Raw genomic sequence first — 12,337 nt, forward strand, 5'->3', positions numbered from 1 at the left:
AGTGGCTCAATTAGTCTCACAGTAATTAGTTCGGATATGGTGATTCTTAGAATCTTCCCATTAGTTCGGATATGTGTAAATAATTCTGCATGGCTACTTATACAGTAGAGTCGGTTTGGGAAAACATTGCAACTTCAAAGATCAAAGTTGGTAAGGATTACGTTGTACCAAAGTCTGTAACATTCAACCTTACACAAGACTACAAAGACGTGATTATTCAATCTTATCAAGAAGCTTTTCTAGCTGTTGTAAAACTAAACCAACAACATTCTTTCCTGTCCAACCCTACTATTTCGTTGTTGTTACACCTAATTGCCGTAGGTGATTCCAACTACACACCTGTGTTTTTAGAATGGTTTGAGGAGCAGTTTGTAAATATCAAAGATGAGTATCGGTGTTTATTTGGCAACGCTTATCTGCAAGAATATCAACAGTTGAAAGAGAAGGATATGACAAATACTGACCTTCTTTGTACAAATGCAGTAGCTAACGAACATCTGCTTTTATGTGTCACTACGCAACAAGAACCTAATACTGAAATCGTCAATGATGAACCACAAGAAATTGCTAAAACTGTTGATACATCTTTAACACACAGTTATACACTCAGTGGTCAAAGTCTATCTGCTTCTGAAACTAATGATTTATTGTTTGAAGAATTAGCCTCTGAGGGATTTTTTGATGATGATGATGATGACAAATCTATAGATAGAATCAATAAATATATTGTATGGAGGCAAGGACAAAACGAATTTCGACAAAAGTTGTTAGAAGCTTATAGTTGTTGTGCAATTACAGGCTGTATTTCTGAAGATGCTCTAGAAGCTGCTCACATCGAACCTTATAGCAAAACCAAAAATAACGATCCTAAAAATGGTCTACTTTTGAGGGCTGATATACACACACTTTTTGATCGTCATCTAATTGGAATCGATCCAGACACAATGACGGTATATGTTGCTCCAAGCTTGTTGAAAGATTATGGACAATTTGATGGTAAACGTTTACAACTAGAGGATAAAAAGTTAAGTCCTAATAAATACGCTTTAAGTAATGAGTATAAGAAATACCAAGATAAGCTAGAGAATTATAAATGATTAACCTGTCAGACCGTAGAAGAAAATATTGATCCTGTGTAACTTTTACTAACAGTCTGTAGTAGCCTTGATACCAACGTAACACCAAGCTTGAGAAAATACGATGTCAACAGATAATAAACCAACCGTCCAACAAGCAGCAAAGCAAGGTAATCTACAAGCTATTGCTATTTTGTTAAATCGTCAACTACAGCCTAAAGGGATTACAGCTAAAGTATCTGCTAAAAACAGTTGCCTACAAATCATGTTAGAGGCGGCTAATGTACCAAATCAAAAAGCATTAGTTACTGCACTCCAAAAGTGGATTGATGGTTTGGGTTGTGATTCTATTCAGAGAGTACAGATCTACGCTAAACAGACTGGTGAAGATATTCCAGAATGGAATGATAGTTTTGAAGTGGTAAGACAGTTAGAAGAGCAAAAAATAGCTATTACAGTGAGTAGTCCAACTATTGCTAGTGAGACATCTAAAAATGATGTAAAGGTAGAAGAGATTAGCGCATCAAACTTAGATCCTGTTTTACTTGAATTAGCTAAAAATGGCGATACTAAAGCTATATCTGAGTTGATTAAGAATAGTCTTAAACAATTAGATGTAAAAGTCAGAGTTACATTGAGTAAAGGATTGTTACAGATTGTAATAGTATCTAATCAAGAGCCTAAACAAGATACTTTTGTTGAGGATATTTCTAACTTAGTTAAAGAGTGGAATTCAACCTTGATTGAAAAATTAAAGATTGTTGGAATGCGAGAAACAGAAGAATCTGCTGACTCAAATATATATTGGATGCAAGAATACATGATAGTCAAACAATCTATTCAGAATACAAATAATAATCAAGAAGATGATATTCAAGAAATTACACAAAGCAACTCTAATGTTTCAAAATATGACAAACAGTCATTTATGACTAATAATAGAGATGATTTACTGCCAGATGAACGAATAATTTTGAGTAAAACTGCTAATGCAATTATTAAAATTGATGAATACGGTTTAAGCCGTTTTGCCTTCAATCAACTAATGGTATTTGTTGGTATGCAAGGCAAAGAAGCAATAGGTGGACAGTTGATTTTAACCAATTATAGACTAATATTTAAATCTCATATATTCAATAGACTGAAAGGAAAATTTAGCATATTTTTATCTACTATTAATGATATTAAAGATACATCTATTTTTATTTCAAAAAAGATTGAAGTGTCTACTCAAACACAAAAATTTGAGTTTATTGTTTGGGGTATTCCTGAACTTATAGCAGCAATAAAGAATCAGAAAAGCAATCTTAGCACAAAGGAAAATGAAATTCTGTGTGCAATAGCAATATCACACTATAAAAAATTTGGCGATAATCTAGAAATTTGTAAAACTCTTGAGGCAATTAATGTAGGTATATTAACTATACAAAAGATACAGAACACTGCTTCGATAGCTGAAAATATAATAGAAGCTTCCAGTATTCTAAACTTGCTAGAGATGTTTTCAGAATATGGCAGTAATGCTAGTAACTCTAATACCTTAGATTCAACATTACAATCTTGTAACTTAGATTCAAGACAGCAATTAAATGAAACTAGTCTTGGGAAGTTAAATCAATCATTTGGCTCTACAGGATTTACAAATTTAGTACGATATGGATTTAAGGGACAAAAAAACTCTCTACCTTACTTCTCTAAAAAAAGCTGTATGTCAAGTTTATCTTTGTTGATAAAAAACAAGAAACTAATTGCTTCTTTATTAGTGTTAGTTATCTTGTTTTCTGGCTTACTCTTTTTAGTTTTTAATAAAAAAAAGTTGATAGACTCACCAATCGCTAAAAATTCTTTAACAGAGCTAAAAAAAATCAACTCCCGTATGGATATCGGAATTAGTCTATTAGAGTATCCCAAAGAAGTATCCAATTATAAGTTTGCAACAGAAACTTTTATTGATAGTAAGGATTCGACAATTAATTCTAGATATACCAAACTAATGAAAGATGCTCTAGAAGCACATATTTATGCTCTTAATGTTTGGGAAGAATGTCAAAAACAGCGTCTAATTGCCAATTGTGAGGTAGAAGAAAGTATGAATGGTGAAACTACGCGCAAATCATATTTAATGGAAAAATTATTGACAAGATATCCCTACTTAAATGAAAAGTTGAAAACATATAAATCTGATAACGATAATATTTCTTTTGTCGCAATTTCAATTGATAAAAATGACGTAATCCAATATCTTTGGAGTTATGCAAAGGCAGCCGAAGATGCAGCATCTATTGAGTTAAGCAGATAAATATAGAAAAGAAAAGAAATATTAGAAATATTACCTCTCACCTTCCTTCTATGTTTAGTTGCAATTCACACCTTCTCATCATCCGTAACACAAGCTTCAGGCAAAGGAAAATTTGAATAGACATACACCTTGTAAGCTTCAGTGTTTACCCTAGTGCGACCAATAGCCTGTCTAAGTTCAGTCTGAGCAATTCAAAAAAAACACATGACATAATCATGATAGTGGTTGTAGTATTTCGATGATTTTAATCAGTTTAGGATAATTGCCACTTCTTCTCTAGTAAACGATTTCCCTTTGATTGCCTCAACGGTATCTATAGAACTGTCACAAAAAACATCCAAATTTGCGATCGCAAAGATGAGATTGATACTTTTTAGCTCGATCATGCCACTCCAAACTATTTGAACAAGGGGCTTAAGCCCCTTACCTGTGCCTCACCAGCAGGACAATTTCTGTAAGTGTTGAAGATTTAAGGCAAAGCATTTAGAGCGCATTAAAAAGCAAAAAGAGACATAATTTATAAATTATGTCTCTTTTTGCTTTTGTTTCACTAAAGCCCTCAACGGGATTTGAACCCGTGACCTTTCCCTTACCAAGGGAATGCTCTACCCCTGAGCCATGAGGGCATTTTCTAGTGCTTTGTAATTATTACATAGTGGTGCACATTTTTTGCAAGTCTTTCAAAAAATATTTTGCAATTAAGTAAATCAGCATAGTTATAACTACAGCCAGTTATGTTCGGCAGCAATTTAATTACGCCCAGTTACTTATAGATTATCGAGCTGTTATGATAGATGAGGAATTATCAAAACCAAAAGTAACAATTTTTGAATTGTAAAATTCATAATTACTTTAGATTTTAAACAAAAACTCAAAATATAGACTGTGTATGGGAATGCGCTCTTGTCTCGAATTGATGGCAAACTCACTTCAGCAACTGCATGAACTAGAGCAAATTGCTGCATCCCTAGAAAATATACCTGCAAGTCAAGACTTACAGGAACCCGATGGGCAGAAGTCTAGCCTCGAAAAAGCAATCAGCATATTGCGTGAAGGTTTAACAGAACTAGATGTTCAGCAGCAAGAACTTACCTCAGAGTTAGAAAAGTATCGAGAGCTATTTGAAGCTGCTCCTGATGGTTATTTTGTCACCGATGCTAATGGTGATATTACTGAGGCAAACCGCGCTGCAACCTTGATGTTTAGCTATCAAACTATGGGTCAGAATCTAGCAAATTTCGTCCATGCCAAATCTAAAGAGCAGTTTCAGAGATTACTAGGGCAATTGCAAAGAGGTCAAAACATCAAGAGTTTAGATCTACGGATGCAGGTGGGGGCAGGACAAGCATTTGAGGCAAACTTTACCATTATCAGTATTCGGACTCCCCATGATGGTCGAGTGGTGGGAATGCGCTGGTGGATTCAAGATATCACCCAACGTAAGCAGGAATTCGATAACATGCAGCAGTCCCATCAGGGTCTAGAAATTCGCGTTGTGGAAATGAATGCCAAGCTCAATCTGATGGATCGCCAGATTCGGTTAGAGCGCGAAGAGCAACGACGGATTTCACGGAATCTGACGCGCAATGAAGCCAAGTTACGAGCCATGATGCAGCATTCCTCTGACATTGTGAGCATCCTTGATATTGATACGACAATTCACTATTGCAGTCCTGCCCTATTCAAGAGTTTGGGCTATTTGCCTGAAGATGTGATCGGCAAAAAGTTTATTAAATTCATTCATCCCGAAGATTTGCCAATCTTTCAGAATTTTTTAACACAATCCGTTGACGAGTCTCCTGTGTCTACGCCCATTGTGATGCGTTATCAACACACTAATGGGGATTGGATTTATCTAGAGTCTGTATGTTGTAATTTGCTACAAGATGCCAATGTGCAGGGATTAGTGATTAATTCCCGCGATATAACGGAGCGGAAGCGGACAGAGGCAGCCCTAAAGGAAAGTGAACTACGCTTAGCGGCGATCGCGTCGAGTATGCCTGCCACACTCTATCGTCTGGCAATGCAACCCAACGGTAAAATTTCGCTGCCCTTTATTAGTGATGGCTTGATCGATCTAATTGGGGTTTCTCCCAGACAAATCAAAAATAACCCTTACCATCTCCTAGATCTTATCCATCCTGAAGATGTTGATCAGTTTAAGGCTTTGGTCAAGGCGGGTTTTGAAAAACTTGCCACCTTCCGTCATGAGTTTCGGATTATTGCGGTCACGGGTGAAGTGAAGTGGGCGCAGAATATCACGCGCTATTATCGTACAGAATCAGGACTGGTGTTGGCGGATGGCGTTTGTATCGACATCAGTGAGCGTGGTGAAGCAGAGTCGAGTCTTCAACGGACTAATGAATTATTACGTGCCGTGATTAAGGCTGTACCTGTGGCAATCGATATTATTAGTCCTGAGGGCAAAGTGCTGTTATGGAATGCGGCGGCTGAAAAGTTATTTGCGTGGAATACCGCGATGAAGGTCGAGAACGTAGTTCCTGTGATTCCTGAGTCGCAAGCCTTGGAGTTACAAGCGGCGATTTTGGATACCTTAGCTGGTAAACCTGTGAATGGGATGAAGATGGCTTTTCATGTGCGGGAAGGGGTCTGGACAAATGTGAGTATGTCCACGGTGCTTGTCCATGATCCCCATGGTCAAATTATTGGTGTACTCAGGATTATTGATGAGAATTGCGATCGCAATACTGCGATCGCAACCCCTGATAACAGCAAGTCACTCGCAATGAGGTCAGCTAGTGAGGATATAGTGCTGCAACGCGCTGATGGTTTAATCAAACAGTATGAGATAGGTCAACGGAACTTTGCGGGTTTAAATTTTCAAGGAGCGTGTTTTGAGGAAGCCGATTTACAGGAAGTAGATTTTAGTGGTGCGCTCCTCAATGGCAGCAATTGCCATCATACCAATTTCCATAACGCGATTTTGCGCGGTGCAGACTTACGCGGTGCGAATTTCCAACATGCAGATTTAAGTGGAGCCGATCTGCGGGGAGTCGATCTCCGTGGTGCTGATTTACGAGAAGCAAACCTCACCGATGCCATCACCGATGAACATAGTTTGGCAGGGGCTTTGTTAAGTAGTCCAGCCTAGCTAAACAAAAAAGTAGCGGGTATTTAAAACGCCCGCGTAACGGGCGTTTTAAATACCCGCTAATTCACGCATAGCCACATCTGTTGACAAAAAGAAATGATCGCGACCGACATAATCCACAAAGCCGATGTTCAGCAATTTATCCATAACTGGCCCCTTCACTTCAGAGAAGTAGAAGTTAATCCCGACACTTTTTAAATCAAAAATTAAACCTTCCAATACCTCTAAGGCACTGGCATCAATCAGATTAACCGCACTGCAAACTAGCAGCACATTGGTGACCTGCGGACGATCACTAATGGTGCGACTGAGGAAATTTTCCATATACTTGGCATTGGCGAAGTAAAGGCTCGCATCAACGCGAATTGCTAAAACTTGAGGACTAGTTTTGACCTCATAGCGCAACTCATTGCGAAAGTGTTCGGAATTGCCCAAGCGTCCAACGATGGCAATATGGGGACGGCTCGTATGCCAAAGATGTAAGCCTAGAGCAATAATTGCGCCGATGATAATTCCTTCTTCTACGCCTAAACCAAGCACAGCGATAAAGGTGGCAATCCATGCGATCGCATCGGCTTTGTCGTAAGCCCACATGCGTCGAAGCGTCGCAAAATCAATTAGTTTATAAACAGCAGTGAGGATAATTGCGGCGAGACAGGTCTGCGGCAAAAAGTAAAACCATGATGTAAAAAACATCACCGTAATTGCCACTAGCACACCCGTAATCATCGAAGCCAGCCCAGTATTTGCACCTGCGGAGAAATTCACCACCGAGCGGCTGACTCCGCCAGTGACAGGATATCCCCCTGAAAATGCTGCCCCCAGATTGGCTGTCCCAAAGGCGATGAGTTCTTGATTGGCATCGATTTTCTCGCGCCGCTTACTGGCAAGGGCTTGCGCTCCTGAGAAGCCTTCCATATAACCAACTAAGGCGATCGCAATGGCGGCAGGGAAAAGCGATTGGAGGATCTGAAGATCCCATGTGGGTATTGTCAAAGCCGATAATCCAGATGGAACTGCGCCTACGACTTTGATGTCTGCAACTTGATCCCATTGGAAAATAGCGACTAGTAAAGTTCCTAAAATCACCACGAGCAAAGGCGCACTTTTAGAAATTGGTAAAATCCTTTGATCGCTCCAACCTTGGCGCTTGAGAACCTGCACTAAAGGCTGATTGAAATAGAGCAGAATGCCAACACTAGCTAAACCTAAGCCAAGAGTTACCCCATTAATTTTAGTGAAGTTGCTGGCAATTAAAGTTAGTAGTTCCAGAAACGACTCGGTAGCAGGAATTTTGAGTCCTAACAAATGCTTCATTTGACTGAAGCCAATAATAATCGCTGCCCCACTGATAAATCCTGAAATCACAGAACGACTGAGAAAATTCACTAAAAATCCCATTCGCAAAAATCCCATACCGATCTGGATAATACCCACCAAAAAGGCAAGCGTCAGAGCTAACAACAGATATTCGGGACTGTTGGGCGGTGCTAATTTTGCGATCGCAGCAGCAACCATCAGCGAATCAACGGCAACTGGCCCCACGGCTAAAACGCGACTAGTCCCCAACAATGGATAGAGAATTGCAGGAAGAATACTGGCATATAGACCAACTTGAGGGGGTAGTCCTGCTAATAGTGCGTATGCCATGCTTTGGGGAATCAGCAGACTCGTTACAATAATTCCTGCGGTGACATCGCCAAATAGATATTTAGATTGATAATTTTTGAGCCAATCTAGGGCGGGAATATATTGCTGTAATTGACTTGTCAATGAATTATACGAATGGGTCATAGTTTTAAGAAAATTCCCTTCTATCCCTTTTGGTTTCTATCCCTTTTGGTTATAGGGCAATTTGGCAAGAAGCATTGCCATCGCACAGGTATCGGTAATCCCCGCAAACATTAAACCTGCGCCGACAAATCCTGTCAGCAGTAGAAACCAAGGCGAAACCAAAGCACTCAACAATGTGCCAGTAAAAACGAGGGAACCAGCGACAATCTGTACCTGACGCATCATGCTAATCGGTGCATTTTTATTGACCTTAATCGGTAAACCTTGCGATTTCCATGCCGTCAGACCACCCTCAAGATGGGTGACTTCGGGATAACCAAAGTCAAGCAACTTTTGAGCGGCTTGTCCAGAACGATTGCCAGAGCGACAGTACAACACTAATTGCTTATTGGGATCAACGGGAATCTGACGGGGATCAAATTTGGAAAGCGGAAATAGAACTGAGCCTGCGATTTTTTCGCCTGCATGTTCCGCGGGCTCACGCACGTCTACTAACAGCACTGACTGCTGATCGGCGAGTTGCTTCAGATTATCAGCATCAATCGTTTTGATGCCATTGATATCAACGGAAGATGTCATTTTAGAAGTTGCCATAGTTTTTTAGTTTAGATAGATAGTGGAAATGATCTAGAAAGACAAGGGATTTCAGCCCCTTGTTAAAGGTCTCATTTAAGCGGCGACAGGATTCTTACCACAACGCTCATTGGCAGGGACGGCTTCCGCAATCTTTTTAGGATTAGGAAGATCAAGATTGTTCATAAACTCAATAAATTGATGGCGATCGCGTCCAACAAAACGAGGATTCCACTGCTTTTCTTCGCCAATGGTAGAGACTAAGTTACCCCGATAGTCATGGCCGGGATAGACAAAGGTGGAGTCAGGCAAAGTAAAGAGTCTTTGGGTAACGTGATCGTACAATGCACCCGCATCACCGCTTTGGAAGTCCGTGCGTCCACAGCCACGAATTAAGAGAGAATCCCCTGTCAGTAGATGTGTGCCATCTACTAAAAAAGCCATATGACTATCAGTATGTCCAGCCGTGGCAATCGCCTGAATTTTGATGTCCCCAAGAGTCAAAACTTCTTCGTGGCGAATAAACTGATTGGCACAGGCTGCATGGGCATTTTCAGGAACAATACCCATGCAGCCCGTTAGTTCCCGTAATTTGCCAGTTCCTGTAATATGATCGGCGTGAATATGGGTTTCTAAACAGAATTTTAAAGTCAAGCCCAATTCTTTCAAGAGTTTGAGATCTCGCTCAACTTGCTCTAGGACTGGATCGACAAGTCCAGCTTCCTTAGTAACTGGGTCAGCAATCAGATAAGTATAGGTTCCTGTCTCTTGATCGAATAGTTGGCGAAATAACATAACCGTAAACTCCAGAGCTTTTTAATTTATTGATATCATATTCTCATATAGTTATATAATATGCAACAGATTTTCAAAAATATTTTCGTACTACTACTCAAAGCATCAATGTAAAAATTAAGAGATGGGTTGCACCCATCTCTTAATTTTATTTTTGTGATGACTTTGCAAGATATATTTTTAAGTATTAAGTTTTCTGATTTAAAAATATATCTAGTAATCACATGAATACTAATCATTTGAAGCTTGGATTATTCGTAACTGCTGCGATTTCTTTACTGACAGCCTGTAACACTACGCCTGTAACGCCGACGACCCAGACTACAACTACTCCCAACTCCACATCTCCAGTAGCTGTGACATCAAATCTCCTTAGCCAAAAAGATAAGGCAATTGAGTCATCAGGCAGACTGTATTTGAGTTCTTTAGCTAGAGGGCAACAAGCATTTTTTCTTGAAAAAAATAAATTTAGCAGCAGCATTGATGATCTTGGGATAGGAATCAAGGCTGAAGACAATAACTATTTATTGCAAATCATTGACACTCAACCAAAGTCAGTCAACATGACTGCAACTGCTAAGCAAGATAATGTAAAAAGCTTTGCAGCTTCTGTTTTTGTAGTTGGCAATACTGGTAGTGAGTCCACTATTTTTATTCTATGTGGTACTGATACCCCATCCAAGACACCACCCACAGGGATCACTGCACCTAAGTCCGAGACAGATAAGCCAACTTGTCCCACAGGATCTTCACCTGTAAATAATTAAACAACATCTAAATTTGGGGAAATCGCATGGGTGATTCCCTCAAATGCTCGCGATCAGAATAAATGATTGAAGATTGCTATATATTGATAGGTACTGCGATCGCAAAATCAACAGATAAATAAGGATAACTATGTCAGGACATATCCTGCTTGTAGATGATGAACCCGGCCTCAGAGAGGCGGTACAAGCCTATCTTGAAGATAGTGGCTTTGCGGTGCAAGTTGCCAATAATGCAAGGGATGCATGGCAACTGCTAGAGCAAACCACCCCCGATCTCGTAATTTCTGACATCATGATGCCGCAGGTAAGTGGCTATGAGTTTTTAAAGCAAATGCGCGAAGATGTGCGCTTTTTAAACTTACCTGTGGTATTTCTTACCGCCAAGGGGATGACCAAGGATCGCATCGATGGCTATAACGCAGGTTGTGATGCCTATCTGTCCAAGCCCTTTGACCCTGACGAACTAGTTGCGATCGCCGAAAACTTGATTGCCCGTCGCGCCATGCAAGCCGTTACCGCCAATAGCAACACTTCTGAAATTACCGATTTGGCAGGTCAGCTAGCCGAAATCAAGGCACTACTCAAACAAAAGCCCGCGATCAACGTCACGCCGCCACCGATTAAGATTGAGTTTACCCCTCGCGAGCAGAGTGTTTTAGAACTAGTCGTCGAAGGCTTAATGAATAAAGAAATCGCTAAGCGCCTCGGCACAACCATTCGCAACGTTGAGAAATACGTCAGTCGGTTATTTAGCAAAACTGGCACAAGCAGCCGCACTGAGCTGGTGCGTTATGCCTTACAGCATGGTCTGATTGACGCTTATTCATAGCCCGCAGTTTGACTCGTTTGACTCTTCAGCGTCAGCAATTACCACTCGGTTACGCCCCATATTTTTGGCTTTGTAGAGTGCATTATCGGCAATAGAGAGCATGTTTTCAAAGTTGCTGATATTGTCATGGTAGTCAGTAACACCAATACTGATAGACATGGAAAAACACGAATTATCATCGGCTTGAATCTTTTCCTGTTCTACAGTCTTGCGAATGCGCTCAGCCAGATTGTACGCGCCTTCAATGGATGTATCAGGCAAAATAATCACAAATTCTTCACCACCTAATCGCCCCGTCAAATCCATTTCACGTACCAATTGGCGACAGATGCTAGCCAATACACAGATGGCGCGATCACCTGTACTATGTCCATAGATATCGTTGATACGCTTGAAGCGATCGATATCTATCATCAGAATTGATAGCGGCAGATTATATCGTTGAGCGCGGGAAAATGCCTTTGTCCCTTCTTCAATAATATGGCGGCGATTGCTGATACCCGTTAAAGCATCGGTAATTGACTGATGGTGATATTGTTCCTCACGAATGCGGGCTAATTCGTACAGTTTGACATTTTCCAGTATCAACGCCCCAAAAGCATCTTCCTGATGATCTTCCTTCTCGACAACATCGTACTGTGATTGAGCAATCCCATGCTCCATATCAAAAGATTTGCTGTAGAGCCGCATTGTCTTATGGTGCTTGTCAGCAATGTAGTACAAACATAAATTTAATGGACAAGACAAAAATGGGTTATCGGCAATGTCGAATAGCTCCTTATAGGCTGCGATGCCATACAAGTTTTTCCAAATGTAGTTTTTGCCAATATCCGCATCTTCAATCTCCAAACAGTCAGCAAAGCCATTTTTGACAAACAGTTCGGTTAGCACTGCCAAATCATCAATGTTTCCTTTCTCTTCAAAGGCAAACCCATGGCTATTCAGATAATTAATTATTTCCTCTCCCACATCTTTGAGAATATATCCCTGTGCAAATACATTGTATTTTGCCAATACTTTACCAAATGCTACTAGGAGCGCTTCGTAGAGTATTTTATTAAAATTGGTCATGGAAACCCTCTTGCTCAAGGT

General features: G+C 40.2%; 10 protein-coding genes and 1 tRNA gene. 5 read left to right on the forward strand and 6 right to left on the reverse strand.

Translation table 11 applies throughout. The features are described from left to right. Nucleotides 1–89 precede the first annotated feature (89 nt). Nucleotides 90–1,097, forward strand: coding sequence for an HNH endonuclease (locus H6F41_RS15070; RefSeq protein ID WP_190404292.1), 1,008 nt, complete (start codon nucleotides 90–92; stop codon nucleotides 1,095–1,097). Between the two features lie 103 nt (nucleotides 1,098–1,200). Further along, a complete protein-coding gene (locus H6F41_RS15075; protein WP_190404293.1) occupies nucleotides 1,201–3,375 on the forward strand; it encodes a GRAM domain-containing protein in 2,175 nt (724 codons plus the stop codon). Between the two features lie 248 nt (nucleotides 3,376–3,623). On the opposite strand, the gene H6F41_RS15080 is transcribed toward H6F41_RS15075, so the two are convergent. After that, complete coding sequence (locus H6F41_RS15080) at nucleotides 3,624–3,761, reverse strand: hypothetical protein (protein ID WP_190404294.1); 138 nt, start codon at nucleotides 3,759–3,761, stop codon at nucleotides 3,624–3,626. A 168-nt stretch (nucleotides 3,762–3,929) separates the two neighbouring features. Continuing rightward, nucleotides 3,930–4,001 (reverse strand) — tRNA-Thr (locus H6F41_RS15085). A gap of 290 nt (nucleotides 4,002–4,291) precedes the next feature. Here H6F41_RS15085 and H6F41_RS15090 point away from each other — a divergent pair. Next, complete coding sequence (locus H6F41_RS15090; RefSeq protein ID WP_190404295.1) at nucleotides 4,292–6,487, forward strand: PAS domain S-box protein; 2,196 nt, start codon at nucleotides 4,292–4,294, stop codon at nucleotides 6,485–6,487. A gap of 48 nt (nucleotides 6,488–6,535) precedes the next feature. Here the strand turns inward: H6F41_RS15090 and H6F41_RS15095 are convergent, their stop codons facing one another. From H6F41_RS15095 to H6F41_RS15105, 3 genes are all read right to left on the reverse strand, one after another. Next, nucleotides 6,536–8,281: a SulP family inorganic anion transporter gene (locus tag H6F41_RS15095; RefSeq protein WP_190404296.1), complete on the reverse strand. Its 1,746-nt coding sequence runs from the start codon at nucleotides 8,279–8,281 to the stop codon at nucleotides 6,536–6,538. A 36-nt stretch (nucleotides 8,282–8,317) separates the two neighbouring features. Then, nucleotides 8,318–8,875 carry a rhodanese-like domain-containing protein gene (locus H6F41_RS15100; RefSeq protein WP_190404297.1) on the reverse strand — a complete coding sequence of 186 codons (558 nt, stop codon included), beginning with the start codon at nucleotides 8,873–8,875 and terminating at the stop codon, nucleotides 8,318–8,320. 75 nt (nucleotides 8,876–8,950) lie between these two features. After that, a complete protein-coding gene (locus H6F41_RS15105) occupies nucleotides 8,951–9,649 on the reverse strand; it encodes an MBL fold metallo-hydrolase (protein ID WP_190404298.1) in 699 nt (232 codons plus the stop codon). 224 nt (nucleotides 9,650–9,873) lie between these two features. On the opposite strand from H6F41_RS15105, the gene H6F41_RS15110 reads away from it, so the two are divergent. Both H6F41_RS15110 and H6F41_RS15115 read left to right on the forward strand, forming a co-directional pair. Next, the gene (locus H6F41_RS15110) at nucleotides 9,874–10,416 is read left to right on the forward strand and encodes a type IV pilin-like G/H family protein (RefSeq protein ID WP_190404299.1); all 543 of its coding nucleotides are present in this window, start codon (nucleotides 9,874–9,876) and stop codon (nucleotides 10,414–10,416) included. A gap of 130 nt (nucleotides 10,417–10,546) precedes the next feature. After that, entirely contained in the window at nucleotides 10,547–11,245 is a 699-nt protein-coding gene (locus H6F41_RS15115; protein WP_190404300.1) for a response regulator transcription factor, read from the forward strand. Here H6F41_RS15115 and H6F41_RS15120 read toward each other — a convergent pair. Then, entirely contained in the window at nucleotides 11,240–12,316 is a 1,077-nt protein-coding gene (locus tag H6F41_RS15120; RefSeq protein ID WP_190404301.1) for a GGDEF domain-containing protein, read from the reverse strand. The two genes, H6F41_RS15115 and H6F41_RS15120, sit on opposite strands and share 6 nt — an antisense overlap. Nucleotides 12,317–12,337: the final 21 nt, after the last annotated feature.

Source organism: Pseudanabaena mucicola FACHB-723, from assembly GCF_014696385.1.
Taxonomy (GTDB): domain Bacteria; phylum Cyanobacteriota; class Cyanobacteriia; order Pseudanabaenales; family Pseudanabaenaceae; genus Pseudanabaena.